The organism is Bradyrhizobium sp. 192 (assembly GCF_023100965.1).
Lineage (GTDB): Bacteria > Pseudomonadota > Alphaproteobacteria > Rhizobiales > Xanthobacteraceae > Bradyrhizobium > Bradyrhizobium symbiodeficiens.
Window position 1 is genome coordinate 3,122,520 of sequence record NZ_CP064690.1, and the last position, 24,089, is coordinate 3,146,608.

Below are 24,089 nucleotides of genomic sequence, written 5' to 3' on the forward strand. Positions count from 1 at the left end.
CGGTCCCGTGAAGATTTTTGGGCTGAGGGGGGCCGGACTGTCGATTCCGGGCCACAGATGAGGCATGGCACCGCCACAAATGCCAACGCTCCGCTAATGTGGTTGTCATCGTGAACTTGTCAGAATCGCGCTAAGGGCTGTCATTCTGCCGCAGGTTCTCTGGAGTTGTGCATGTTTTCGGTGTTTGTTCCCTCGGAGTCCGTCCTGAAGAAGGCTGTGATCGAAGATCTCACCGCGTTGCCCGAAAGCGCGGTCTGGATCGATCTCGTCAATCCCACCGCGGCCGAGGACAAGGCGGTGGAGCGGCTTGCAGGCATCGCCATCCCGACCCGGGAAGACATGCAGGAGATCGAGATCTCCAGCCGCCTCTATATCGAGAACGGCGCGCGCTACATGACCGCGACGCTGATGTGCCACTCCGATACCGACATGCCCCGGACCACGGCGGTGACCTTCATCCTCGGCGACCACCGCCTAGTGACGGTACGCTACGAACTGCCGAAACCGTTCGCCCTGGTCGAGGCCAAGCTCGCCCGCTCCTGCACGCCTTCCATCACCGGCGAGATGGTGCTGATGGAGCTGCTGGACGCCGTGATCGACCGCTGCGCCGACATCCTGGAGCGCTGCGGTGCCGAGATCGACCAGGTCAGCCACGACATCTTCGAGCCCGAGAGTGAGCGCCACGGTCACGCCAAGCAATATTCCCAGATCCTGATCTCGATTGGCCGTAAGGGCGACCTGACCTCCAAGGTGCGCGAGAGCCTTGTCTCGATCGGTCGCGTCGTCGCCTTCCTCTCGGCCGTGGTGGAGGGGGTGAAATGGTCGAAGGACATGCGCGAGCAGCTCAAGACCATGCAGCGCGACGTCTCCTCTCTGACCGATCATGCCTCCTATCTCTCCAGCAAGATCACCTTCGTGCTCGACGCCATGCTCGGCGTCGTCAATCTCGAGCAAAACAACATCATCAAGCTGTTTTCGGTCATGGCCGTCGTTCTGATGCCGCCGACGCTGATCGCCTCGATCTACGGCATGAACTTCAGGGCGATGCCCGAGCTCGAATGGGCCCACGGCTATCCGTACGCGCTGGTGTTGATGCTGATCGCCGCGATCGTCCCGTACTGGATCTTCAAGTGGAAGAAGTGGCTCTGATCTGGTCGCGCTTGGAAAATAGTGACCGAGACCTTACACCGGTCGCACAGACACGGTGAATCGTGTCGCAGAATAGATCGGGATTAAGGCCGCGCGGTGATGTGTTCGCCGTGCCGCAATTCCTCCGGTAAAATTTGAGCGGTGGGCTGAACGTTTGCGCGAAACTTGTCTGCGATAAGCAGTGCGTAGCCGCGAGGAACAACCATGGTTGAAAAACACATAACGTCGCCCCGCAACGTCATCGACCTCGCGAACTATCGCCAGGTCCTGGCGAGCGGCAAGGCGTCGTCGATGTCGGCACGCATGTGCCGGCACTGTGGTGCTCCGCTGCTCGACGGTGAGAATGACGACGACTGCTCGACCGCATTCAGCACGGCCGCTCCAATGCCGCGCGACCGGTCACGTCGGATTCGAATCGATTGAGGAACGGAAGGCGAGGGCGATCCAGGTCTTGCGGCGGCGTTGTCTGGATCGCCTTGCTTCCCTTCTTCGGAGTCTCTTCAGGGCAATCGGCTGAGGTCTGACCGGCGGGTGCGCTGGAAACTGACTGAACAGCCCCTCCAGCCAAAAACAGAGCCTGTGTCGCCCCCTGTCAATCCACGCGCGCAAAAATATTTCACTTTACCGAAATTCGGTTTCGGCGTATGTGTCGCTCATCCCGGCTCACCAAGAGGGGCGACTTGTCGTCGTCATGTTCGCGAGCCGGGCTTGCGGTGGACGCGGCAGCGTCGGCATGAGAGGCGCGGGCAGGGCGGGTAGTCCCTGTGAGCCCGAGGCTTCGTGCGGACGACGGCGCTGTCAGGCCTCGTCTCGTTGTAAGTTTCCGGCTCTGTCGACGGAGTCCGGGAATACTGCGGCGACATGGCGGGCCGTGCGTACGGCAAAACCGTGTGGTCCTGGCCGTCGTTGCCACGGTCAAGCTGTTCGAAGATGTGCGCGAGCCCAACCGGGTGGACGGCATCGTCAATTCGAACGGCGAGGGAGGCCAGAAGGAATGGTCGGCTCCCGGGAGATCACGGCATAAGCCGTCCGACCACTGCGCAGGGAAGGCCGAGTGATCGGCGACACCTGTATGCTGCTGTGCGGTCTTTTTTGCGCGTGCCTTTCGCGCAGCAGACCGCGGGTGCCAGCCGGCACCCGGCCTTCCCTGTGCCCTCTTGGATTTAGAGGGTGAAAGATGAAGCAAAGCTCGGGCGAAATGCGCCGCGAGAACGAGAAGTCATGTCTGCTAACCGAACTGCGTGCCACAAGCTCGATCTCGTAGGGTTGGCAAAGCGAAAGCGTGCCCACGCCTTACTGCATATGGAGGAAGATCGTGGACACGGCGCTATGCGCCTTTGCCCGCCCTACGGCACTGCTGCTGGGATCTGCATTTGGAGCATTGCAATGACGATGCGGAAGTAGTGTCGTCCCGGCGATGCGAGGCAGCGCGTCCGCGCCACGAGAGAGACGTTGTCGCCCTTGCTCCATCCCGGCCGCGCAATGACGCGAACCGATCAGACGTGCTGGCCGCCGTTGATGTGGATTTCCGCGCCGTTGACGTAAGAACTGGTGTCCGTGCACAGCACGTAGATGATCTTGGCGACTTCGTCGGGCGTGCCGAGGCGGTGCAGCGGAATCTGCTGTTCGACGATCTTCTCGGTGCCGGGCGACAGGATCGAGGTGTCGATCTCGCCCGGTGCGATCGCGTTGACGCGGACGCCGACGCGGCCGAAATCGGAGGCCATCTCGCGCGTCAGCGATGCGAGCGCGGCCTTCGACGTGGCGTAGGCGGCGCCCGCGAACGGGTGCACGCGCGAGCCCGCAATCGAGGTGACGTTCACGACCGAACCCTTGGCCGCCTTCAATTCCTCGATCAGTCCGCGCGCGATCATAATGGGCGCGAAAAAGTTGACGTGGAAGACGTGCGTCCAGGTGTCGAGATCGGTATCGATCGAGCCGAGCCGAGAGCCGCCCGGGCCCTTCGGCGAGATTGCGGCGTTGTTCACCAGCGCATGCAGCATGCCGCCTTCGAGGCGATCGCGGATATCGGAGATCGCGCGTGTCGTGTCCGCGGGATTGCTGAGATCGACCTGGATGTGGTCCTCAGGGCCGGCATCCCACGGACAATCCTCCGGGAACGGATGCCGCGAGCAGGTGATGACGCGCCAGCCCGCCGAGGAGAAGCGGATCACGGTGGCGTGGCCGATGCCGCGGCTTGCTCCGGTCAGGAGCAGCGTGCGGCGCGGCGCATTGGACGAATGCGGCATGGACATCTTTCAGGTCGGCCTAAAGCTCACGGATACATCCGCGTCTTGGACCACGGTTGGCCGGCCGCGTCACGGCGAAATTCGATGCGGTCGTGCAAGCGGAACGGGCGGTCGTGCCAGAACTCGATCCGCGACGGCGTGATGCGCCAGCCGCTCCAGCCCGGCGGCCGCGGCACCTCGCCGATGATGTGCTTGGCCGCGACCTTCGCGATGGCTTGTTCGAAAGCGAAGCGGCTCTCGAGCTCCTGCGACTGCTTGCTCGCCCAGGCGCCGATCTGCGCCTGCTTCGGTCGCGTCGCGAAATAGGCGTCGGCTTCGGCCTCGGTCACCGGCGTCACGTTGCCGCGGATGCGGACCTGACGGCGCAACGACTTCCAGTGAAAAAGTAACGCTGCCTTAGGATTTGCGGCGAGTTCGCGGCCCTTCTGGCTGGCGATGTGGCTGTAGAAGACAAAACCCTCGGTATCGAAGCCCTTCATCAGCACCATGCGCACATCCGGCAGTCCGTCGGGGTCGACGGTTGCGAGCGCCATGGCGTTCGGATCGTTCGGCTCGCTCTTGATCGCCTCGTTCAACCAGGCCTCGAAAAGAGCAAATGGTTCATCGGCGGCGGTAAAATCACCGGATGTTAAGGGTGTCTGGTGTTTCATCGAGGTCGTGTCGGTCATGTCTGGAGTCCGAGTTGCGTCCCGCGGCCCAAAACGCGTTGTTGTCCGCCGCCGCCCTATATAGGGCATGGGGATGCGTTGGCCTATCGGCGATCCGGCCATCAGGCTTCGTGATGACGATGATTTTGATCGGGCTCGGCACCGGCGGCTGCAGCTTTTCACGCAATGACACCAGCGCCTATGCCAAGGCCGACGACAGCGACCTCACCGGTTCGATCGTGCGGCCGGCGAAGGATGCCCCGCCAACTGAGACCGATCTCGCCTTCGCCCGCAACGCCGCCTCCGACGTCCTCAGCAAGGGCGACAGGGATTCCAGCCAGCATTGGGAGAATCCGGAGACCGGCGCGCGGGGTTCGGTGACGCCGATCGCGCAGTCCTATGCCGCCGAGGACGGCCGCAGATGCCGCGATTTCCTGGCGAGCTACGTCAACGGGGCGACCGAAAGCTGGCTCCAGGGCGCCGGCTGCCAAAGCACCCGTGGCCGTTGGGAGATTCATACGCTAAAGCCGTGGCGGAGCTAGGATTCGGTCTGCAGGCCTAGTTGCAAAAATGCCACTCCACCCCCACATGGATCGCAGGTGGGGCGGGGAGCCCTTTGAACAATTCGATGTCCTGAAGGAGACGTGACGGATGCGCGACCCCTATGAGGTCTTGGGGGTGCCGCGGAGCGCAAGCGCTGCCGCGATCAAGAGCGCCTATCGCAAGCTTGCCAAGAAGCATCATCCCGACAGCAACAAGGACGACCCGAAAGCCGCCGAGCGCTTCTCCGAGATCAACTCGGCGAACGAGATCCTTGGCGACGAGGACAAGCGCAAGCAGTTCGACCGCGGCGAGATCGACGCCGATGGCAAGCCGCGCTTCCAGGGTTTTCCGGGCGGTGGCGGGCCGCGTGGCCGCGCCGGTCCCGGCGGGTTCGAAAGCTATTCGTTCCGCTCCGGCGGCGGTCCCGGACAGGGCGGCGGCGGGTTCGAGGATATCCTCAACAGCATGTTCGGCGGCGGGACGCGTGGCGCCCGGCCCGGGGCCGGCGGCGGCGCCCAGTTTGAATTCGACACCGGCGGCGTCGGGCTCGATCTCGACGTGAACGTTGCCATGTCCGTCTCGCTGGAAGAGGCGGTCAAGGGCGGCGAGAAGCGCGTTCGGCTGCCGACGGGCAAGGAGCTCAACGTCAAGATTCCGGCCGGCGTCACCGAGGCTCAGCAGATCCGGCTTCGGGGGCAGGGCGAGTCCGCGCAGGGCCATCCGCCCGGCGATCTCCTGATCACCCTCAGCATCGCGCCCCACGCCTACTTCAAGATCGAGGGCGCCGATCTGCGGATCGATTTGCCGGTGACGCTCTATGAGGCGGTGCTCGGGGCCAAGGTCCGGGTGCCCACCCTCGGCAATGCCGTGGAGCTCTCGGTTCCGAAAAACACCTCCAGCGGCCGGACCTTCCGTCTCAAGGGCAAGGGCTTGCCAAAGACTGGCGGAACCGGGGATCTCTTCGTCACCATCAGGATTATGCTACCGGACGGGAACGACGCCGAGCTTGAGGCATTGATGGAGAAGTGGCGGGACCAGCACCCCTACAATCCACGTAGCGGGCTTGGTTAGGGCGAGATCCGAATCGAAGGGGTTCTCTAAAGGCCTAGGGCATCGTCGAGGAGATGATGCTCATCCTGGAGCGTGGTAGCGCTTCTATGCTCGACGTGTCGGTTGCCCGGCGGGGCAGCCGATAAAAAGGTGCGGCCTCGAGAGGGGGACCAGCGCGGTACCAAAAACCCCAAACGAGGCCGCCCGCGTCGATCGGCGGATCGAACGCTGCTCATTTTCGCGTGATCATCCGGTGCGATAATGAGACGCGCCGATGTCTTCATTCCAAATTTTCAATGTCGGAATCTGGGCACCGCGTTCGAGCGGTTGTCTAGCTGCCTTTTTTCTCGGCCTGATCATAGACAGCCTGCGCCACCTTGGTCAGTCGGTCGCGATCGCCGCCGCCGCTGACGACGTAGCCGACGCCGTGCTCGGCCCAGAACAATGCGCCGTCCTTGTCCGTGTTGGCGTAACGCATTTGCGTCGCACCATTCTCGGTCTTGGCGGTGTAGATCGTGTAGCGTTCGCCCGAGGCGCCCTCGTACATCAGGAACGAGGCCGGCCCGTTCGGACCCGGCAACAGCCGACCGCCGACGAGCTTCAGCCCGCTCGCCTCCAGGTTCGGCGCGAATACGGTCCAGCCGCAGCGCCGGGTCAGCCAGGCCTGGAGGTGATCGCGCTCGTTGCCGCCGACCTCGACGGGGTGGCGGACCTCGACGACATAGAGCCGGTGGGCGTCGAGCGCATCCGCCGTGAAGCTCTGGAAGGTCGAGGGCGCATTGGCGGCGCCATGCGCGACCCAGCCGGCCGAGCCGCCGGCGACGAACGCAACCAGCACTGCCGCGGCGGCGCCATAGAGCCATTGCCGCGGGCGGCGGTCCAGCCGCTCGAGCTCCAGCCGGGCCGGCACCGGCTCCTGGGCGATGGCGTCGTAGCGGGCGTGCAGCATCTCAGCCATGGCACGCCAGGACTGTACCCTCTCGGCCTCATCAGGGTGGGCGGCAAGCCAGGCCTCGACGTCGGCGCGGCGCTCGGCCGGCAGTTCGCCGTCGACATAGGCGTGCAGTTCGTCCTCGGTCACTGGGATCTTGCGGTCGTTCATATCGATCGTCTCTGGCTCTGTGGCCCTAAATGTCGTTCTAAGCTCAACTTCGCGTAGCTCATCAGGATGCTGGGGGCGGACGACACGCGATGCATCAACCCTGCCATCATTTCACCCGCCTGAGCGTCGGGCGCTCGCCCTCCAGCGAGGCCTTGACGTGGGCGCGGGCGCGGGCGAGGCGCGACATCACGGTGCCGATCGGCACGCCCTGGATGTCGGCGACCTCGCGGTAGCTCATGCCCTCCAGCATGACGAGGAGCAACACCGAGCGTTGCTCCTCGACGAGCGTCGCCAGCGCCCTCTCGATGTCGCGCCCTTCGGCTTCGGTGCCGCTGGCATCCGGATTGTTCTCCGTCAGCTGCATGAACTGCGGCCGCCTCGCCAGCGAGCGCCGCCTGTTCTTGTTGAGGTTGGTCAGGATCGTGTAGAGCCAGCTCCTGACGTCGCCTCCGAGAAACAATCGCTCCGAACGCAGTGCCCGAACCAGCGTGTCTTGCACCAGATCGTCGGCCGCGTCCGCGTCGCGCGTGAGCGCGCGGGCGTAGCGGCGCAACGCCGGGATCATGGCTTCCACACTCTGGCGAAACGCACTCATTGCGGTCTTGACGTCCTGGTATCAGGCGCGAGCGCCTCAACGATCATAACACCCGAACGGAACGACTATTCCGGCGCTCGAAACAGCGTTAACGCGGCGTATTAGGGCTGTACCGCGGGGGAGGGCTGGTGTACCTCCAGACCTCACCAAGAGTTCGACGGGACGTTCAAAAATGGCGCAGAATTCGGGTCTGATGCAAGGCAAGCGCGGAGTGGTCCTCGGCGTTGCCAACAACCGCTCGATCGCCTGGGGCATCGCCAAGGCATGCCACGCCGCCGGCGCCGAGCTCGCCTTCACCTATCAGGGCGATGCGCTGAAAAAGCGCGTCGAGCCGCTTGCAGCCGAGATCGGCGGCCTCGTGCTCGGCCATTGCGACGTCACGGATGCCGCGACCATCGATGCCGCGTTCGCGGTGCTGCAGGAGAAATGGGGCAAGATCGACTTCCTGGTGCATGCGATCGCCTATGGCGAGCAGCTCGACGGCCGTTATGTCGACACCACGCAGGAGAATTTCTCCAAGTCGATGCTGATCTCCTGCTACTCGTTCACGGCCGTGGCGCAGCGCGCCGAGAAGCTGATGACCGACGGCGGCTCGCTGGTCACGCTCAGCTATTACGGCGCCGAGAAGTGGATGCCGCACTACAACGTGATGGGCGTTGCCAAGGCGGCACTCGAAGCCAGCGTGCGCTATCTCGCCGCCGACCTCGGCGAGAAGAACATCCGCGTCAATGCGATCTCGGCAGGTCCGATCAAGACGCTGGCGGCGTCCGGCATCGGCGACTTCCGCTATATCCTGAAGTGGAACGAGGCCAACGCGCCGCTGCGACGCAACGTCTCGACCGAGGACGTCGGCGGCAGCGCGTTGTATCTCCTCTCCGACCTCTCGCGCGGCGTCACCGGCGAGGTGCATCATGTCGATTCCGGCTATCACGTGCTCGGCATGAAGCGGCCTGACGCGCCGGACATTGCGTTCGGTGGCAAGGATTAGCCCTTATCCGGAATGCCCGTGCCCACGATCTACTATCTTCGTCACGGCGAGACCGAGTGGAATGCACTCGGACGCCTCCAGGGCACCAAGGACATTCCGCTGAACGCGCGCGGCCGTAACCAAGCCGTGCAGGCCGGCGGCATATTGGGCGATCTGTTCAAGCGCGAGGGCCGTGACAAGGCGGCGTTGCCCTACGTGTCGAGCCCGCTCGGCCGCGCGCGGCAAACCATGGAGCTCGCCCGCGGCAGGCTCGATCTGCCGGTGGCGGACTATGCGCTGGACGATCGGCTGCGCGAGATCGGGTACGGCAGCTGGGAAGGGCTGACGCTGGCCGAGAGCGAGGCCGCTGATCCCGAAATCTATGCCAGGCGGCTCGTGGACAAATGGACGGTGGGCCCCGCCGGCGGGGAGACCTATGCCGATGTCCAGGTTCGCGTACGCGCCTGGTACGAGCAGCTGCGGACCGACATCGTCGCGGTCGCCCATGGCGGGACCTGCCGGGCCCTGATGGTGTCGCTCGGCCTGGAAACGCCAGCCAGCGCTGCCGAACTCTATATCGAGCAGGGCGCGGTCTACGTGTTCCGCGAGGGGCGGCTGGAGAAGTTCAGTTAAGCCCTCTCGCCGACCACCGTCATGCCCGGGCTTGTCCCGGGCATCCACGGACTGTCTTGGCTGCGACGCCTAAGAACGTGGATGGCCGGGACAAGCCCGGCCATGACGGCTGGGGTGGGATATTTGACCCTTCATCCAGATCGCGTTACGTCACGTTGCAATTCAACATAGGCGTTGCCATTCAACGCTAGGCGACGGTCCGGCATGTCCTTCAACACCTTCGGCCACATGTTCCGCGTCACCACCTTCGGCGAGAGCCATGGGGTGGCGATCGGCTGCGTGGTCGACGGCTGTCCGCCCATGATCCCGCTCACCGAGGCCGACATCCAGGGCGATCTCGATCGCCGCCGGCCGGGCCAGTCGCGCTTCACCACCCAGCGCCAGGAGCTGGATCAGGTCAAGATTCTCTCCGGCGTGATGGCGCATCCGGAGACCGGCGTGCAGGTGACGACGGGCACCCCGATCGGACTCCTGATCGAGAACACCGACCAGCGCTCGAAGGACTATTCGGAGATCAAGGACAAGTTCCGGCCCGGTCACGCCGACTTCACCTATGAGGCCAAATATGGCCTGCGCGATTATCGCGGCGGCGGCCGCTCCTCGGCGCGCGAGACGGCGACGCGCGTCGCCGCCGGTGCGATCGCGCGAAAGGTGCTGCCTGACGTCAGGGTGCGCGGCGCACTGGTGCAGATCGGCCCGCACAAGATCGACCGCGGCAAGTGGGACTGGGACGAGATCGCCAAGAATCCGTTCTTCTGCCCGGACAAGGACAAGGCCGCGTTCTTCGAGACCTATCTCGACGGCATCCGCAAGAGCGGCTCCTCGATCGGCGCGGTGATCGAGGTGGTCGCCGAAGGCGTGCCGGCCGGCCTTGGTGCGCCGATCTACGCCAAGCTCGATTCCGATCTGGCGGGCGCGATGATGACCATTAACGCGGTGAAGGGCGTCGAGATCGGCGCTGGTTTCGGCGCCGCCGAGTTGACCGGCGAAGAGAACGCCGACGAGATGCGCACCGGCAATGACGGCACGCGCTTCCTGTCCAACCATGCGGGCGGCGTGCTGGGCGGCATCTCCACGGGACAGCCGATCGTGGTGCGCTTCGCGGTGAAGCCGACCTCCTCGATCCTGCAGCCGCGTCTCACCGTCGATCGCAAAGGTGCGGACACCGAGATCTTCACCAAGGGCCGCCACGACCCCTGCGTCGGCATCCGCGCCGTCCCCGTCGGCGAAGCCATGATGGCCTGCGTGCTGGCAGATCATTTCCTGCGCCACCGCGGTCAAATCGGCTGACCGCTGCATCTTGACGCTGGCGATACAGCCGGCAATCCGGCACGATGCACCGATGACCACCGTTTCGCATCAGAATGTCGTCGACTGGCTGATCTCGGCCCGGCACCCTGTCGACAACCCCGACTCCTGGATGGTCGAGTGTTGCGAGCGCATGGTCGAGGCCGGACTGCCGCTCTGGCGCGTGGGCGTTTTCATCCGAACGCTGCACCCGGAGGTCTTTGGCCGCAACTTCATCTGGACCCGGGGCGCCCCCGAAATTCAGATAGGCTCGGTCGATTTCGACATTCAGAACACGCCGGAATTCCAGGCGAGCCCCCTGAGCATCCTGTTCAACAACGCCGTCGAGGTGAGGGGCGATCCGAATGGTCCTGATGCCGAGCGCTTTCCCCTTCTGCTCGACCTCAGGAACGAGGGCGCGACCGACTATCTTGCGCTGCCGCTTGGCTTTCTCGACGGCACCGGTCATGCGATGAGCGTGAGCACGCGGCAGCCGGGAGGCTTCAATCCGGATCAGGTCGCGGCACTGCGCGTGATCATCGAACCTCTGGCGCGCATCATCGAGATCATCTCGCAGCGCCGCACCGCCGAGGTGCTGCTCGACACTTATGTCGGCAACCGTGCCGGCGCGCGCATCCTCGGCGGCCAGATCCGCCGCGGCCACAACGACACCATGCAGGCCGCGATCTGGCTGTCGGATCTGCGCGGCTTCACCGCGCTTTCGGACCGGCTGCCGCCCGAGACCGTGGTCGAGATCCTCAATCATTATTTCGACTGCCAGGTCACCGCGATCCGGAGCCGTGGCGGCGAAGTGCTGAAGTTCATGGGCGACGGACTGCTGGCGGTGTTCCCGATCGACGAATATGTCGACGATGCCGCACATGTCTGCGCGCGCGTGCTGGAGGCCGCGCGCGAATCCCGCGCCAGCGTCGAGGCGCTCGCCTTTCCGGTCGGCGACGCCGTCGAGCGCTTCCGCTTCGGCGTCGCGCTGCATGTCGGCAACATCCTCTACGGCAATATCGGCGGCGGCAACCGTCTCGACTTCACCTGCATAGGACCCGCCGTCAATCTCGCGGCACGGCTGGAGAAGATCGCAGGGAGGCTCGGCCGCACCGTCGTGGTCTCGGAAGTCTTTGCGAACGCCTGCCGACACGACTGGCGCGAGCTCGGTGAATTTCCGATCGCGGGATTTTCCAGGGCGCAGCGCGTGTATGGGCTCGCGGAGGAAACGCCGGTGGTGATGGCCTAGCGCATGCTCCTGCCGCCGGAACTAGTCGGCGCGAACATATGATTGTCTCAGTCCGAGCGTCAGGATCGTCAGGGTGATCCACAGCCGCAGCATCGCGAAACTGAAGATGAAGACGAAATAGATCAGGTTCTTGGTGAACTGCGTCGCCGACGAGGTCTGCCAGAAATTCCAGATCGCGATCCGCACGGCTTCCTGTCCATAGGCGAGGGCGACGTTGACGGCGCCGAGCACGATGACGGCAGCGCCGAGCCACAGCCCGCGCCGTGCGAATTCGCCGATCGCGGCGAACAAGGCGACCCTGCCGTCGTCACGCTCGGCGCGGAGGATCATGAGCAGCACGAGTGCGGCGATCCATGCGCTCCAGAATCGACCGGGATGGGTGAACTGGTCGAATGCCATGCCGTCGAGGCCCGCCATCAGATGATACGAAGCCCCGTAGCCGATCGTTGCGCCGCCGAGCGCCGCTGCGATCATCACGAGCATGATCCGCCACAGGATCGAGAAGGAGAGCTTGAACTGCTCGCCCATTGTCAGCGTCCCGAGCGAGGATTGGCCGCCGGCCGCCTCGATCGATTGTCGTGCCGTCGCAAAGAAGGCCAGCAGCACCGAAATGTCGGCAACGATGATGGCCGGCAGCGCCACGCCGCCGCCGCCGAACGCGATCACGCGCATGGCGGCCGCGAGGATCAGCCAGGGCAAAGCGTGCAGCAGCTTGAACGGACCGAACGAGGTTTCGGGGCGGGCTCGCTCGAGTGCGAGCTGTTTGCGCAGTGCGACTGTCATCGCGTTGTGGTGACACAGGAGATTAAACCTGCGGTAGCGCCGATCGCTAAAATTGACCCGAAGGGGACAGACCGTGCCTGTTATTCCTCCGGCTCGGTCGTGAACAGCAGCGGATAGCCCTTGGTGCGGGCCGCGTCAGTGGCGCGCGTGGCCTTGGTTTCGGCGACGTCCTTGGTGAACACGGCGACGACGCAGGCGCCCAGCTTGTGGGCCGTGATCATCACCTTGTAGGCCTGATCCTCGGTCATGCGGAACTCGGCCTTCAGGATCATCGTGACGAACTCGCGCGGCGTGTAGTCGTCGTTGATCAGGATGACCTTGTGCAGCTTCGGCCGTTCGACCTTGGTCCTGGTCCGTGTCTTCGGTTTTGTGGTGGTGCCGCTCATCGTATCCCAAAACGCTCTCGCCCTGATGAGCGAGCAGCCGGCACATCATACTCCAGGATGAGGGGCCTCTCCAAGGCAGGATGGCTTCCGTCATGCCGTCGTGACTGGCAGCGATGCATCGAACGCGCCTGCTCCCGGCTAGGGAAGGGCGCGAACGAGATGGAGCGCGGCGATCAGGGCGCCGACCGACAAGACGACCGATGCGATCATGTAGGCGGCGGATGCCCATGTCTGGCCGCGCTCGATCAGGTACCAGGCATCCAGCGAGAAGGTCGAGAACGTGGTGTAGCCACCGCAAATTCCGACGGTCAGGAAAATCCGCGCGGCCTGCGGCAGGTTCCATCTGGTTGCGAATAGCGCGGTGAAGGTGCCGATCAGGAACGATCCGGTCACGTTGATGATCAGCGTGCCCCATGGAAAATCCGTGCCGAACGCCCGGCCCGAGCCGATCGCGACGAGATAGCGGACGACCGCGCCGAGGGCGCCGCCGGCGGCCACGGCGAGAATGGACTGAATGTTCAAGCTCTCGTTCCCCTGTTTGCGAATTGCATCATTTGTCCTCCGCAGCGAGGCCGTTGCCGACGGCGAGCAGACCCACGAGCGCGATCAATGCGAATCCGAGCCCTGCGAGGAATGTGCCGGCCGGACCATAGGTGTCCCACAGCGCGCCGGCGATCACACTCGCGGCCAGCAAGGCAAGGCCGGTGAACAGGTTGAAATAGCCGAACGCGGTGCCACGCAGGCTGGGCGGCGCGGCGTCGGCGACGAGCGCCGAGAGCAATCCTTGCGTCAGTCCCATATGCAGCCCCCACAGCACGACACCGAGGGCGAGGCCGCCGAGGCTCGGCAGCAGTGCCAGCGCGAGATCGGCCCCGGCGAGGAACACGAGCCCGAGCGCGAGCAGGCCGGTCCGGTTGATCCGGTCCGAGAGCACGCCGGCCGGATAGGCCGACAGCGCATAGACGACGTTCATCAGCACCAGCACCGCCGGCACCCACATCACATTGAGTCCGATGTTCTGTGCGCGCAGGATCAAAAAGGCCTCGCTGAAGCGCGCGAGGGTGAAGACGATTCCGACGGCCACGACGCGCCAATAGACCGCGCCGAGCTGCCGCATCGCGGCGAGATTGAGCGGATTCCCTGCAGGCTCCCGGCCCGGATCCGGATCCGGCTCGCTCACCGCGAACGCGATCAGTCCAAAGGACAGGAATGCCGGCAGCACCGCCACCCAGAACACCGCGGCAAAGTTGTCAGCGGTCCACCACATCATGCCGATCGCCACGAGCGGTCCGACGAAGGCGCCGATGGTGTCGAGCGACTGCCGCAGGCCGAAGCTGGCCCCGCGCAGGCCGCGAGGTGCGATATCGGCGATCAGCGCATCGCGCGGCGCGCCGCGAATGCCCTTGCCGACGCGGTCGACGAAGCGCGCCGCCACCAGCCATCCGATGCTGGGCGCAAGCGGGAATAGCGGCTTGGTGAAGGCCGCGAGGCCATAGCCGAGCGCCGCGAGCAGCTTGCGCTTGCCGAGCCAGTCGGACAATGCGCCGGAAAAGATCTTGGTGATCGAGGCCGTCGCCTCCGCGATGCCCTCGATGAAGCCGACGGTGAGCGTCGAAGCGCCGAGCACGGTGACGAGATAGACCGGCAGCAGCGCGTGGATCATCTCGGAGGAGATGTCCATCAGCATCGAGACGAAGCCGAGCACCCAGATCCCCCTGGGCAGCGCGCGGCGTGCAGCATTCGGTGTCGTCGTCACGTCTTCGCCTTCTCCTGTCCTTTGCCGCCAGACAACAAAAAACCCGCCATTGGCGGGTTTGTCCATGCTCCCGCCGAAGGCAGAGGCGCAAAGAACACCCCTCCTCAAGCAGGAGTCATCAGCCCATCACGGTCAAAGACCGCCGGGCGGTTATCGGGGGACTCCATCCCCATCTGTGCGGCCAACCTAGCACGGAAATCGCTTCGGACAAGTGGGCGAGCGCTCTGTCCCCGGTTCGTCGTTCCGGCTTCGCGCATCGTGAGCCCAATGATGCGAGCGATCCGGCGTGTTCCGGCGGCGCGAGCGCGGCAACACGGTGGCAGCTTTGCGCAAGGCGCGCACATCCCTAAGCCGCAGCTTCTTGGCTCGCAAATCCTTAACTCGCCAATCCTTAACTCGAATGTGAAGCGTGAGCGATCTTCGCCCTTTGCGGCTCGGCGATTGCATGTCACCATCGCGTCATACGACGGGAGACTGCGATGCGCTTGCTGTTCTCGATCGGGGCTGTGCTGGTGGCCGGCATGTTTGCCGGAGGGGACGTCGCGGGCATCGCGGCACCAGGACCGAAATTCGAACCGCCAAAGAACGAGCCGCGGCGGTTTGCGGCCGACAGGGACACGCAGACGGTCGACGTCGAGCTGATCCTCGCCGTCGACGTGTCTTACTCCATGGACATGGACGAACTCGCGATCCAGCGCGAAGGCTACGCGCAGGCGATCCAGTCGAAGGAGTTCCTTCAAGCGCTGAAGCTCGGCCCGAACGGCCGGATCGCGGTGACCTATTTCGAGTGGGCGGCCTCGAGCGACCAGAAGATCATCATCCCCTGGCGGCTGGTCGACGGTCCGGAGACGGCGGATGCGGTCGCCGCCGAGATCATGAAGACGCCGATCCGGCGCGCCTCGCGCACCTCGATCTCCGGCGCGATCACGTTCGCGATGCCGCTGTTCGACGAGGATCCCTATCGGGGCTTGCGCCGCGTCATCGACATTTCCGGCGACGGCCCCAACAACAATGGCGGCCCGGTCACGGTGGCGCGGGATGCCGCGCTGGAGAAGGGCATCGTCATCAACGGCCTGCCGATCATGGTCAAGGAGCCGTCCTATTCGACCATGGATATCGACAATCTCGATCTCTACTACGAGGATTGCGTCACCGGCGGTCCCGGCTCCTTCGTCATCACGATCAAGGACCGCGACAAGTTCAAGGAGGCGATCCGCACCAAGCTGCTGATGGAGGTCGCCGGCCGCACGCCGGACCGTCCAGTGATGCGCGTCGCCGACAAGGAACCGCGCGCCAACTGCCTGATCGGCGAGAAGATCTGGTCGGACCGCTGGGGGCGCTGAAGCTGCCGGCTGAGACCTTTTGTCCATCCAACCGGCACGTGAGTTAATGGCCCGTTAACCGGTGCATGGCCCTAATCAGTCGGTTTCTGTTCGTTTCCAGCCAGCATCCTGATATTGCCGAGGCGAACGAAAGCGGGTTTGTCAGACCTGTCACCGAGCACTCCAATGGCCGTCATCTCATCGAGCACCAACCAGATTTCGCCCGCCAACGAGCGTCTGTACCACCAGAGCGCGCTGGTCGGCGATTGGAAGGGCAATTGGGTGGGCAACGGCAATCAGCCCGTCGGCTTCAAGGTCGTGAACATCCGCGGTGCCCGGGCGCAGGTCGAGTACACCCATAACGGGCATACCGAGCGCGGCTTTGCCGAGGTCCAGGGCACGCTCATCACCTTCGGCGGGGTCACGGTCGGCACCAAGGACGGCAAGAACATGGTGATGCTGTTCTCCTTCGGAGGCGCCGGCAAGCAGACCGCGAACCTCGAGAAGCAAGCCCCACCGGCTTCCGACAGCCGTCTCATGGGAAGCTGGGGCGGTTATTCCAGCGACAACGGCAAGAGCGCGAGCTTCAAGGTGCTCGCGGTCAATGGCAAGGAAGCGCAGGTCAGCGTCACCACCGACGGCATCACGCGCCAGGGCACCGGCTACGTCTACAAGAACGTCATCATGTTCGGGCAGACGCAGATCGCGACCGATGACGGGCAGAACGGCAAGGTCATCTATCAGGTCGGCACCAAATCCTTCATGGTGCCGGTGACGAAATATCCGCCGGCCGACACGTCGTCCACCGTCGACAAGACGGCATAGCTTTCACGGCCGCGGTGCGCCGGATTGCGCCGGTGGCTTTAACTGTCGGTCGCCTCTCTCAGAATCGTGCAGGCCTGTTCGAAGCCGCTAACACGGATCGATCGCCAAGCTGCGGCTGCGACGTTGGCGGGGGGGCTCCGCTGGCATTGGGGATGTTCGAGGCGTATAATTCGCAAAAGTCCTCACGGTAGCCTTCTATGCCCAGCCTCGTCTCATCACGTCATCTTGCAACTCTGCTTTCCGTGCTTTGCCTGACCGCAGCACCCGCCTATGCGCAGGTTGCGCCGCTGCAATATTGGATCCCCGGCGGGCCTTTCGGCCTCGGCGGTGGCGCGGGCCAGAGTTCCGATACTGACGGTAATTTCGCCAGCTTCAATGCCGGCGGTGCGGATTGGCGCAGCGGGTCGAATGGCTTCTTCGTCGGCAGCCAGCGCGGCAATCTCAATTGGAGCGGGTTCAGTCAGACCGGCCTCGGTCAGAACGGACTTGCCGGCAATTTCAGTGCGCTCTCATTTGACAGCACGCAGTTCGGCTACAACACCAAGACGATGGGTGGCATGCCCGTGACATTCTTCGCCGGTTTCGACACGTTGAAATATGGCAATGGCATCGGCAGCTCGGTTGCGCCGTTGACCGGCGCGGCACCCGGCACCAGCGCATTTGCCGGTGTCGAATTCAAGCCGACCTCCAACCTCAGCCTGTCGTTCGGAGCCGGTTTCATCCAGCAGGATTCCGGCCGCATGGATAGCGATATCAGATCGAACATGCTGCCCGGCGAGTCGCCGGCCCTGAGTGGCCTTCGGCGTTAGGATCGCATCACCAGTTCCGGCGGACGCCGCAGCGACTTCGGCAGGTCCGGGCCGTAACCGAAGCGCATCACGATATCAGCGCGCCGCTCGCCGAGCCCGAGCGAGGTCGCAAATTGCGGCCTCAGCGCCGCCACCTCCACCGGCTGGTTGACGAAGGAATATTTCAGTCCCAGCGCGGTCGCCTGCAAGCCGAAGCGCTGGCAGGCACGGCCGACCGCGATCCAGTGTGATTTGTCGCTGCGATCTGCCGCGAGCACGACGACGCCCGCGGAGCTGGCAAGCTGTTCGCGATATTTCTTGTTTTCTCCGCTCTCGGTGAAGAAGAACTTCAGCAGCGGCCGCGCCAGCCATGACGGAAGGGACGGATTTCCCGACGCAGGAGAGAACAACCCGTCCATGGTCGCGAGCGCCTCGGTCTCGTTGAAGCGAAGCCAGCTCACGAGCTCGCGCATGAAGGCCTTGTCGCGCATTTGTGCCGAGTTGCCCTCGAGCACATAGTCGGTGACACCGGCGATCGCGGCGCGCTCGGTCATCAGTATGGCCGTGACGTCAGGTTCGCGACAGGCGTTCTCGAGCTGGCGCAAGATCTCGGGCGCGGCCTGCCTTCCGTCGAACGTGGCGCGGGTGCATTGCCTGGCTGGAATTGCGGCCGCCAACGCCGATGGGGCCGGCGGGGCCTGCTCGAGCGTGATCACGATCCGGTCGCCATCGATGACCGGATCGGCGCGCCAGCCCAGCGTGGATGCGGCGAGGACGAGGTTTTCGGCGGCGCAGCCGAGACTGACGAAGAGGTGATGATCGTCCGGATCGACGGCGGGACAGCGGCGCGCGAAGTCCGGTGCGATCGCGATCTCGTTGCCGCGAGCGGAGAAGATCCATGGCTGGGTGTTGTGGCTGTTGGCGGCGAGGGTGGCAAAGCGCACGAGCTCGCGATCCCGAGGCGCGGCCTGCAGTGCGACGCGTGATGACGTTGCCGCTTCGTCATAGGTCATGGCCGCAGCTGCAGCTGGGCCACCGACGGCTGCAGTAGAAAGTCCTAGCGCTGCCGCGATGAATTGACGTCGGTCAACCACGAAGGTTCGCTCCACGTTGAATTGCGCAGGACGCTTTTAGCGCTGGTGGAAGACGGAGCAATTGACGAGCCTCAAGGTTGGAGAACCCTCGCTCTACCGCGTGAACTTGGCGACGAGCTCCACATGCGGCGTGTGCCGGAACTGGTCGACCGGAACGACGCTGTCGATCTTGTAGCCGCCATCGATCAGCAGCCGCGCGTCGCGGGCAAAGGTGGCGACGTTGCAGGACACCGCGACCACCACCGGTACCTTGCTCGCGGCGAGCTTCAACGCCTGCGCCTGCGCGCCCTGGCGCGGCGGGTCGAACACCACGGCCTCGAAATCGCGCAGCTCCGGCGGCACCAGCGAGCGGCGGAACAGATCGCGCGGCTCGGCCTTGATCGGCTTCAGGCCCGGCGTGCGTGCGGCTTTCGCCAGCGCTGCGATGGCGCCGGCGTCGTTGTCGAAGGCCGTGACGCGCGCCTTCTCCGCGAGGCGCAGAGCGAACGGCCCGACGCCGCAGAAGAGATCGAGAACCTCCTTGGCCTTGCCGATGCGTTCCGCGACGAGCGCGGCCAGCGTCTCCTCGCCCGCGACGGTTGCCTGCAGGAACGAGCCCGGCGGCAGTGTCACCTCAGCGCGGCCCATCTTTATTGTCGGCGCCAGGCGTTGCAGCACCAATTCGCCATGGCGCGTCAGCCGCGCCAGGCGGTGCTGCTCGGCGACGCGCGAGAGCGCGGTGACGAGCGGCGTCGGCAGCGGGCCGGAGCCGCGGACGTCGACATCGAGGCCGTTGGCGGTGGCGGTGACCTGGATGTCGAGCGGCTTGGTCACCGGCATCCTGGACGTCAGCGGCTCCGCCAGTGCCCAGGCGGCATCGAGCGCGCCATTCAGCGCCGGATCGAGGATCGGGCAACGATCGATCGGAATGACGTCGTGCGAGCTTGCCGCCGCAAAACCGACCTTGAGGACGTCATGCGTGCCGAAGCGGCCGTGCAGCGTGATGCGCCTGCGCCCGGCGCCGTGGGCATCGACCAGCGGTGCGACTTCGCAATCGATGCCGGCCTGCGCCAACGTTTCCACCACGATGCCGCGCTTCCAGGCGTGATACGGCTCGGCCGCCCAATGCTGGATGGCGCAGCCGCCGCAGACGCCGAAATGCGGACAGAACGGTTCGATCCGCTCTAGGCTTGCGAGGTCGACCGCGAGCAGCTTGCGCCGGTCGGGATGATTGCCCACGACGTGATCGACCTCGACGGTCTCGCCGCCAAGCGTATAGGGCACGTAGATTGCTTCGCCGGCGTCAAGGCAGACGCCGTCGCCGCGATGGCCGACGTGGTCGATGGTCAGGCGCTCAACCACGACGCGCGCCCAGGAAGAATTCGATATTGCCGTCGCCGCCCGCAATCGAGGAAGGGAACACCTCGATGTCGGTGCAGCCGAGCGAAGCGGCAAAGGCTGCGATGTCGTCGCAGATCTCCCGGTGCACGGCGGCGTCGCGGACGATGCCCTTCTTGTTGTGCTTCCTGTCAGCCTCGAATTGCGGCTTGATCAGCGCCAGCAGGCTCATCGGCGCTGCCGCCAGCGACAGCGCCACCGGCAACACGGTCTTCAGCGAGATGAAGCTGACGTCGATGACGACGACATCCGGCCGCGCCGGCAGCCGCTTGCCCTCATAGCTGCGGATGTCGGTCTCCTCCATCGACACGATCTTGGGATGGCCGCGCAGCGAGGGATGCAACTGGCTGGTGCCGACATCGATGGCGAACACCAGGCTCGCGCCGTTGGCCAGCAGCACCTCGGTGAAGCCGCCGGTGGAGGCGCCGACGTCGAGGCAGACATGGTCCTCGATCTCGATCGGGTAGCGCTCCAGCGCACCGGCGAGCTTGACGCCGCCGCGGGAGACGTAGGGGTGCGCGGGCTCGGCCTGGATCACCGCGTCCTCGGCGATCGTCTCCGACGGCTTTGCCACCTGCCTGTCGTCGGCGGTAACGAGACCCGCCTCGATCGCCGCGCGCGCCCGCGCCCGGCTCTCGAACAGGCCGCGCTCGACCAGCAGAACATCCGCGCGCTTGCGGGCAGGGGACATCGGATCTCCGGAGAAGGGTTCGAACGCTTATGTAGCGATCAATCGCGCGGCCGCCATCCGGACGCAAGCCTCGAACGCGGCCAGATCGTGCCAGAGGTCGATCGGCATCGCGGCCGGCGTTACCAATGGACAGCCGTGCAGCTCCAGCGCATGGATCATCATGAGGTTGTCGACGAGGCCGAAATCCTCGACCGTCAGTCCTTGTGCGTCGACCAGCCGTCCGTCCTCGGATCTGACGTCCACGAAACGACCGACCCGGTCGGCATAATTGGCGCCGTCGTTGGAATAGGCCAGGCAGAATTTGCGGCGCCCGGCCATGTAGCCGAGCTCATAGACCGTGCCCGGATCGGCGCCGGCGCCGCGGAACGGGGTGAGGTTGGCAATGATGGCGTCGGCCGCATCCATCATCGCCTCGTTGCCGCAGAAGATCTGCCGCGCGGCATCGGGCGCGGTGAGGTCGATCGCGTTGTCGAGGGGATAGAGGCCGGTGAGCCCGTAGCGCTCGCAGATCGCGACCTTCTGCCGGCCGATCTCGACCGCATCCGGCAGGAACACGTCGGGGCCTGCCAGATAGATTTTCATGGAGCAAAGCCGAAAAATGGGGTCGAGGTGCGAGCCGCATCGCATGCTCTGCTCCCTCTCCCGCTTGCGGGAGAGGGATGGGGAGAGGGTGTCTCCGCGGGCGAGAACCCCCAAGAGGAGAAAGCCCTCACCCGCGCCTTCGGCGCGACCTCTCCCGCACGCGGGAGAGGTGACTCACACCATCAAGCCAGCTTGACCGTCTCGGCCTTGACGTCCTTGCCGAGCGCCTCGAACACCTTGGCGACGATGCCCTTGGCGTCGAGACCGGCGCGGCCGTACATCGCGGCTGGGGTGTCGTGGTCCTGGAACACGTCGGGCAGCACCATCGTGCGGAACCTGACCATGCCGGTGTCGAGCGCGCCCTGATCGGTCAGGTACTGCGCGACATGCGAGCCGAAGCCGCCGACCGAGCCTTCCTCGACCGTGATCAGCACATCGTGGTCGCGGGCAAGCTTGAGCACCAGCTCGGTATCCAGCGGTTTCATGAAGCGTGCATCGGCGATGGTGGTCGACAGGCCGTGGGCTGCGAGTTCGTCGGCCGCCTTCTCGCATTCGGCGAGGCGCGTGCCGAAGGAAAGCAGGGCGATCTTGCTGCCCTGGCGGACCACGCGACCCTTTCCGATCTCGAGCGGAATGCCGACTTCCGGCATCTCGATGCCGCGGCCTTCGCCGCGCGGATAGCGCAGCGAGCTCGGACGGTCGTTGATGGCGACTTGGGTCGCCACCATGTGCACGAGCTCGGCTTCGTCCGCCGCCGCCATGATCACCATGTTCGGAAGGCAGCCGAGGTAGGCGTTGTCGAACGAGCCGGCATGGGTTGCGCCGTCGGCGCCGACGAGGCCGGCACGGTCGATGGCGAAGCGGACGGGCAGGCTCTGGATCGCGACGTCATGCACGATCTGGTCATAGCCGCGCTGCAGGAAGGTCGAGTAGATCGCGCAGAACGGCTTGTAGCCCTCGGTCGCAAGGCCCGCGGCGAAGGTCACCGCGTGCTGTTCCGCGATGCCGACGTCGAACGTGCGGTCGGGGAAGGCCTTGTTGAAGATGTCGACACCGGTGCCGGACGGCATCGCCGCGGTGATGGCGACGATCTTGTCGTCCTTCTCCGCTTCCTTGACGAGGCTCTGGCCGAACACGTTCTGGTAGGCCGGCGCGTTCGGCTTGGACTTGGCTTGCGTGCCGGTCGCGACGTCGAACTTGACCACGGCGTGGTACTTGTCGGCGGATGCTTCCGCCGGGCCGTAGCCCTTGCCCTTCTGCGTCACGACGTGGACCAGGATCGGGCCGGTCTCCATGTCGCGCACGTTCTTCAGCACGGGCAGCAGATGGTCGAGATTGTGGCCGTCGATCGGGCCGACGTAATAGAAGCCGAGTTCCTCGAACAGCGTGCCGCCGTCCATCATGAAGCCGCGGGAATATTCCTCGACGCGGTTGGCGCGGTTGGCGATGATCTTGGGCAGACGCTGGTTGATCTGCTTGGCGGCCTCTCGCAGCGTGCGATAGGTCTTGCCGGAGTAAAGGCGCGACAGATAGGCGCTCATGGCGCCGACCGGCGGCGCGATCGACATGTCGTTGTCGTTGAGGATGACGATCAGGCGCGAGTTCATCGCACCGGCGTTGTTCATGGCTTCATAGGCCATGCCCGCCGACATCGCGCCGTCACCGATGACCGCGATAACGTTGTTATTGCCGCCGGCGAGGTCGCGTGCCACCGCCATGCCGAGGCCGGCGGAGATCGAGGTCGAGGAGTGCGCTGCGCCGAACGGATCGTAATCGCTCTCGCTGCGTTTGGTGAAGCCCGACAGGCCGCCGCCGGTACGCAGCGTACGGATGCGGTCGCGCCGGCCGGTGAGGATCTTGTGCGGATAGGCCTGATGGCCGACGTCCCAGATCAGCCGGTCGCGCGGCGTGTCGAAGACGTAATGGATCGCGGTGGTGAGCTCGACCACGCCGAGGCCCGCGCCGAAATGGCCGCCGGTCACCGAGACTGCATCGATGGTCTCCTGCCGCAGCTCGTCGGCGACCTGGCGAACCTGCTCGATCTTGAGCTTGCGCAGGTCGTCCGGCGTCCGGATGGTATCGAGAAGCGGCGTTTTACTATATGCGTTCACGGCGATTTCCAATTTGTCAGCGCCGGAAGGTCATTCCGGTGCGCGATGGGTTTGCACAATATCGGCGCAGCGCGAGTCCTCAAACCGTCGGAGCCACCTGCATGGGGCAAGGCCCCGTCTTCAAGCTTAGGTAAGCTTAAGTGCGCTCCGGTTCAGTCTCTGTGATCCCTGTCACTTAGATCGGCTTCGTCCGTCCCAGCCAATTTCATTAGCAGTTTGAAGCGCTTGTCGTCGGAATTCTCTGCCCACGCAAGGCTTGCAAAAAGCCACACTCCGCGCAGCTTTACACCAAAGCTTGGGCCAAAGCCAACCCGCAGGACCGATTAGGGGTATGCAGATGCAACCGGCGGGCCAGAGTGGTTAACCCAGGGCCGGGGCCAGGGGTTCCCGCCTTGCCCGGTTCCTCGGCAGGATTTTCGCCTGAATGAGACCCTTTTTGGTCCTGAGGGACCGATCTCCGCAATGGATGACATCGATCCGGCTGCACGGAACCGCGCTCTTCAGCGGATAACGCCGTGCGATCGTGAAATCAATGTGGGCGGCCACGCGCTCGTGATGAGGTTTCGCGAGGCCAGCCAGAGGCTGGTTGGGAAAGCCTTGGTCTTCCTTACTGCACGTCCAGCGGCGCAGTGCCGGTGGCTTGGCCGCTGGCATCGGTGGTGATCTTGTCGACGCGCGCTTCGGCCTGGCGCAGCAATTCCTCGCAGCGGCGCTTCAGCGCTTCGCCGCGCTCGTAGATCGTCACGGATTCTTCGAGCGGCACCTTGCCGTCCTCGAGCCGCTTCACGATCGTCTCGAGTTCCTCGATCGCGCGCTCGAAGGTGAGCCTGGAGACGTCGACTTGAGTGTTTTCGGCCATATCCGTTTCCGATTGCCCGATTCGCTGCTCTTGCAAAACAGCAG

At 64.6% G+C, this 24,089-nt stretch carries 25 protein-coding genes and 1 riboswitch; of the genes, 11 read left to right on the forward strand and 14 right to left on the reverse strand.

Annotation, left to right across the window (positions count from 1 at the left end; translation table 11 throughout):
* The first annotated feature begins 171 nt into the window (after nucleotides 1-171).
* Both IVB24_RS14225 and IVB24_RS14230 read left to right on the forward strand, forming a co-directional pair.
* Nucleotides 172-1,149, forward strand: a complete 978-nt coding sequence (locus IVB24_RS14225) for a magnesium transporter CorA family protein (protein ID WP_247773293.1) — start codon at nucleotides 172-174, stop codon at nucleotides 1,147-1,149.
* Nucleotides 1,150-1,353: 204 nt separating this feature from the next.
* Nucleotides 1,354-1,572: a hypothetical protein gene (locus tag IVB24_RS14230; RefSeq protein ID WP_094975513.1), complete on the forward strand. Its 219-nt coding sequence runs from the start codon at nucleotides 1,354-1,356 to the stop codon at nucleotides 1,570-1,572.
* Between the two features lie 1,073 nt (nucleotides 1,573-2,645).
* Here the strand turns inward: IVB24_RS14230 and IVB24_RS14235 are convergent.
* Nucleotides 2,646-3,398, reverse strand: a complete 753-nt coding sequence (locus IVB24_RS14235) for an SDR family oxidoreductase (protein ID WP_094975853.1) — start codon at nucleotides 3,396-3,398, stop codon at nucleotides 2,646-2,648.
* A gap of 26 nt (nucleotides 3,399-3,424) precedes the next feature.
* Nucleotides 3,425-4,066, reverse strand: a complete 642-nt coding sequence (gene pdxH / locus IVB24_RS14240; RefSeq protein WP_094975512.1) for a pyridoxamine 5'-phosphate oxidase — start codon at nucleotides 4,064-4,066, stop codon at nucleotides 3,425-3,427.
* 113 nt (nucleotides 4,067-4,179) lie between these two features.
* Between pdxH and IVB24_RS14245 the strand changes: the two genes are divergently transcribed.
* Together IVB24_RS14245 and IVB24_RS14250 are read left to right on the forward strand one after the other, a co-directional pair.
* Complete coding sequence (locus tag IVB24_RS14245) at nucleotides 4,180-4,587, forward strand: RT0821/Lpp0805 family surface protein (RefSeq protein ID WP_166466665.1); 408 nt, start codon at nucleotides 4,180-4,182, stop codon at nucleotides 4,585-4,587.
* Nucleotides 4,588-4,696: 109 nt separating this feature from the next.
* Entirely contained in the window at nucleotides 4,697-5,659 is a 963-nt protein-coding gene (locus IVB24_RS14250; RefSeq protein ID WP_247773295.1) for a DnaJ C-terminal domain-containing protein, read from the forward strand.
* Nucleotides 5,660-5,969: 310 nt separating this feature from the next.
* Here the strand turns inward: IVB24_RS14250 and IVB24_RS14255 are convergent, their stop codons facing one another.
* Nucleotides 5,970-6,740, reverse strand: coding sequence for an anti-sigma factor (locus IVB24_RS14255; protein WP_166466663.1), 771 nt, complete (start codon nucleotides 6,738-6,740; stop codon nucleotides 5,970-5,972).
* A gap of 106 nt (nucleotides 6,741-6,846) precedes the next feature.
* On the reverse strand, nucleotides 6,847-7,335 hold the full coding sequence (locus IVB24_RS14260; protein WP_028144186.1) for an RNA polymerase sigma factor: 489 nt from the start codon (nucleotides 7,333-7,335) through the stop codon (nucleotides 6,847-6,849).
* Nucleotides 7,336-7,507: 172 nt separating this feature from the next.
* On the opposite strand from IVB24_RS14260, the gene fabI reads away from it, so the two are divergent.
* The 4 genes from fabI (at nucleotide 7,508) to IVB24_RS14280 (ending at nucleotide 11,471) form a co-directional block, all read left to right on the forward strand.
* Nucleotides 7,508-8,323: an enoyl-ACP reductase FabI gene (gene fabI, locus IVB24_RS14265; protein WP_247773297.1), complete on the forward strand. Its 816-nt coding sequence runs from the start codon at nucleotides 7,508-7,510 to the stop codon at nucleotides 8,321-8,323.
* Between the two features lie 12 nt (nucleotides 8,324-8,335).
* Nucleotides 8,336-8,935 carry a histidine phosphatase family protein gene (locus IVB24_RS14270; protein WP_247773299.1) on the forward strand — a complete coding sequence of 200 codons (600 nt, stop codon included), beginning with the start codon at nucleotides 8,336-8,338 and terminating at the stop codon, nucleotides 8,933-8,935.
* 204 nt (nucleotides 8,936-9,139) lie between these two features.
* Nucleotides 9,140-10,225 (forward strand): chorismate synthase, encoded by a 1,086-nt coding sequence (gene aroC / locus IVB24_RS14275; protein WP_247773300.1) that lies wholly within the window; start codon nucleotides 9,140-9,142, stop codon nucleotides 10,223-10,225.
* Between the two features lie 52 nt (nucleotides 10,226-10,277).
* Nucleotides 10,278-11,471 (forward strand): adenylate/guanylate cyclase domain-containing protein, encoded by a 1,194-nt coding sequence (locus IVB24_RS14280; RefSeq protein ID WP_247773301.1) that lies wholly within the window; start codon nucleotides 10,278-10,280, stop codon nucleotides 11,469-11,471.
* A 21-nt stretch (nucleotides 11,472-11,492) separates the two neighbouring features.
* Here IVB24_RS14280 and IVB24_RS14285 read toward each other — a convergent pair whose 3' ends face one another.
* The 4 genes from IVB24_RS14285 to IVB24_RS14300 all read right to left on the reverse strand — a co-directional run bounded on the left by IVB24_RS14285 (nucleotide 11,493) and on the right by IVB24_RS14300 (nucleotide 14,462).
* Nucleotides 11,493-12,254 carry a hypothetical protein gene (locus IVB24_RS14285; protein ID WP_247773302.1) on the reverse strand — a complete coding sequence of 254 codons (762 nt, stop codon included), beginning with the start codon at nucleotides 12,252-12,254 and terminating at the stop codon, nucleotides 11,493-11,495.
* 80 nt (nucleotides 12,255-12,334) lie between these two features.
* Complete coding sequence (gene clpS, locus IVB24_RS14290; RefSeq protein ID WP_094975505.1) at nucleotides 12,335-12,640, reverse strand: ATP-dependent Clp protease adapter ClpS; 306 nt, start codon at nucleotides 12,638-12,640, stop codon at nucleotides 12,335-12,337.
* Nucleotides 12,641-12,778: 138 nt separating this feature from the next.
* Entirely contained in the window at nucleotides 12,779-13,162 is a 384-nt protein-coding gene (gene crcB, locus IVB24_RS14295) for a fluoride efflux transporter CrcB (protein WP_094975504.1), read from the reverse strand.
* 28 nt (nucleotides 13,163-13,190) lie between these two features.
* The gene (locus IVB24_RS14300; protein WP_346771372.1) at nucleotides 13,191-14,462 is read right to left on the reverse strand and encodes an MFS transporter; all 1,272 of its coding nucleotides are present in this window, start codon (nucleotides 14,460-14,462) and stop codon (nucleotides 13,191-13,193) included.
* A gap of 36 nt (nucleotides 14,463-14,498) precedes the next feature.
* Nucleotides 14,499-14,576: riboswitch (Fluoride riboswitch) on the reverse strand.
* 299 nt (nucleotides 14,577-14,875) lie between these two features.
* Between IVB24_RS14300 and IVB24_RS14305 the strand changes: the two genes are divergently transcribed.
* The 3 genes from IVB24_RS14305 (at nucleotide 14,876) to IVB24_RS14315 (ending at nucleotide 17,352) form a co-directional block, all read left to right on the forward strand.
* On the forward strand, nucleotides 14,876-15,739 hold the full coding sequence (locus tag IVB24_RS14305) for a DUF1194 domain-containing protein (RefSeq protein ID WP_247773304.1): 864 nt from the start codon (nucleotides 14,876-14,878) through the stop codon (nucleotides 15,737-15,739).
* Between the two features lie 165 nt (nucleotides 15,740-15,904).
* Nucleotides 15,905-16,543, forward strand: a complete 639-nt coding sequence (locus tag IVB24_RS14310; RefSeq protein WP_094975501.1) for a hypothetical protein — start codon at nucleotides 15,905-15,907, stop codon at nucleotides 16,541-16,543.
* Nucleotides 16,544-16,740: 197 nt separating this feature from the next.
* Nucleotides 16,741-17,352 carry a hypothetical protein gene (locus IVB24_RS14315; RefSeq protein WP_247773305.1) on the forward strand — a complete coding sequence of 204 codons (612 nt, stop codon included), beginning with the start codon at nucleotides 16,741-16,743 and terminating at the stop codon, nucleotides 17,350-17,352.
* Here IVB24_RS14315 and IVB24_RS14320 read toward each other — a convergent pair.
* From IVB24_RS14320 to IVB24_RS14345, 6 genes are all read right to left on the reverse strand, one after another.
* Nucleotides 17,349-18,344, reverse strand: coding sequence for a Tat pathway signal protein (locus tag IVB24_RS14320; RefSeq protein WP_247773307.1), 996 nt, complete (start codon nucleotides 18,342-18,344; stop codon nucleotides 17,349-17,351). The two genes, IVB24_RS14315 and IVB24_RS14320, sit on opposite strands and share 4 nt — an antisense overlap.
* Before the next feature lie 174 nt (nucleotides 18,345-18,518).
* Complete coding sequence (locus tag IVB24_RS14325; protein ID WP_247773309.1) at nucleotides 18,519-19,766, reverse strand: methyltransferase; 1,248 nt, start codon at nucleotides 19,764-19,766, stop codon at nucleotides 18,519-18,521.
* Nucleotides 19,759-20,493 (reverse strand): TlyA family RNA methyltransferase, encoded by a 735-nt coding sequence (locus IVB24_RS14330; RefSeq protein ID WP_140477693.1) that lies wholly within the window; start codon nucleotides 20,491-20,493, stop codon nucleotides 19,759-19,761. Before IVB24_RS14330 ends, IVB24_RS14325 begins: the two co-directional genes overlap by 8 nt.
* Nucleotides 20,494-20,520: 27 nt before the next feature.
* Nucleotides 20,521-21,075 carry a nucleoside 2-deoxyribosyltransferase gene (locus tag IVB24_RS14335; RefSeq protein ID WP_166474394.1) on the reverse strand — a complete coding sequence of 185 codons (555 nt, stop codon included), beginning with the start codon at nucleotides 21,073-21,075 and terminating at the stop codon, nucleotides 20,521-20,523.
* Between the two features lie 182 nt (nucleotides 21,076-21,257).
* A complete protein-coding gene (dxs, locus tag IVB24_RS14340) occupies nucleotides 21,258-23,186 on the reverse strand; it encodes a 1-deoxy-D-xylulose-5-phosphate synthase (RefSeq protein WP_094975850.1) in 1,929 nt (642 codons plus the stop codon).
* A gap of 607 nt (nucleotides 23,187-23,793) precedes the next feature.
* On the reverse strand, nucleotides 23,794-24,045 hold the full coding sequence (locus IVB24_RS14345; protein ID WP_008132970.1) for an exodeoxyribonuclease VII small subunit: 252 nt from the start codon (nucleotides 24,043-24,045) through the stop codon (nucleotides 23,794-23,796).
* Between the last annotated feature and the right edge of the window lie 44 nt (nucleotides 24,046-24,089).

Coding starts and splice junctions, on each gene's coding strand:
- IVB24_RS14225 (WP_247773293.1), top strand. CDS start 172: ATGTTTTCGGTGTTTGTTCCCTCGGAGTCCGTCCTGAAGAAGGCTGTG.
- IVB24_RS14230 (WP_094975513.1), top strand. CDS start 1,354: ATGGTTGAAAAACACATAACGTCGCCCCGCAACGTCATCGACCTCGCG.
- IVB24_RS14235 (WP_094975853.1), bottom strand. CDS start 3,398: ATGCCGCATTCGTCCAATGCGCCGCGCCGCACGCTGCTCCTGACCGGA.
- pdxH (WP_094975512.1), bottom strand. CDS start 4,066: ATGACCGACACGACCTCGATGAAACACCAGACACCCTTAACATCCGGT.
- IVB24_RS14245 (WP_166466665.1), top strand. CDS start 4,180: ATGACGATGATTTTGATCGGGCTCGGCACCGGCGGCTGCAGCTTTTCA.
- IVB24_RS14250 (WP_247773295.1), top strand. CDS start 4,697: ATGCGCGACCCCTATGAGGTCTTGGGGGTGCCGCGGAGCGCAAGCGCT.
- IVB24_RS14255 (WP_166466663.1), bottom strand. CDS start 6,740: ATGAACGACCGCAAGATCCCAGTGACCGAGGACGAACTGCACGCCTAT.
- IVB24_RS14260 (WP_028144186.1), bottom strand. CDS start 7,335: ATGAGTGCGTTTCGCCAGAGTGTGGAAGCCATGATCCCGGCGTTGCGC.
- fabI (WP_247773297.1), top strand. CDS start 7,508: ATGGCGCAGAATTCGGGTCTGATGCAAGGCAAGCGCGGAGTGGTCCTC.
- IVB24_RS14270 (WP_247773299.1), top strand. CDS start 8,336: ATGCCCGTGCCCACGATCTACTATCTTCGTCACGGCGAGACCGAGTGG.
- aroC (WP_247773300.1), top strand. CDS start 9,140: ATGTCCTTCAACACCTTCGGCCACATGTTCCGCGTCACCACCTTCGGC.
- IVB24_RS14280 (WP_247773301.1), top strand. CDS start 10,278: ATGACCACCGTTTCGCATCAGAATGTCGTCGACTGGCTGATCTCGGCC.
- IVB24_RS14285 (WP_247773302.1), bottom strand. CDS start 12,254: ATGACAGTCGCACTGCGCAAACAGCTCGCACTCGAGCGAGCCCGCCCC.
- clpS (WP_094975505.1), bottom strand. CDS start 12,640: ATGAGCGGCACCACCACAAAACCGAAGACACGGACCAGGACCAAGGTC.
- IVB24_RS14300 (WP_346771372.1), bottom strand. CDS start 14,462: ATGGACAAACCCGCCAATGGCGGGTTTTTTGTTGTCTGGCGGCAAAGG.
- IVB24_RS14305 (WP_247773304.1), top strand. CDS start 14,876: ATGCGCTTGCTGTTCTCGATCGGGGCTGTGCTGGTGGCCGGCATGTTT.
- IVB24_RS14310 (WP_094975501.1), top strand. CDS start 15,905: ATGGCCGTCATCTCATCGAGCACCAACCAGATTTCGCCCGCCAACGAG.
- IVB24_RS14315 (WP_247773305.1), top strand. CDS start 16,741: ATGCCCAGCCTCGTCTCATCACGTCATCTTGCAACTCTGCTTTCCGTG.
- IVB24_RS14320 (WP_247773307.1), bottom strand. CDS start 18,344: ATGACCTATGACGAAGCGGCAACGTCATCACGCGTCGCACTGCAGGCC.
- IVB24_RS14330 (WP_140477693.1), bottom strand. CDS start 20,493: ATGTCCCCTGCCCGCAAGCGCGCGGATGTTCTGCTGGTCGAGCGCGGC.
- IVB24_RS14335 (WP_166474394.1), bottom strand. CDS start 21,075: ATGAAAATCTATCTGGCAGGCCCCGACGTGTTCCTGCCGGATGCGGTC.
- IVB24_RS14345 (WP_008132970.1), bottom strand. CDS start 24,045: ATGGCCGAAAACACTCAAGTCGACGTCTCCAGGCTCACCTTCGAGCGC.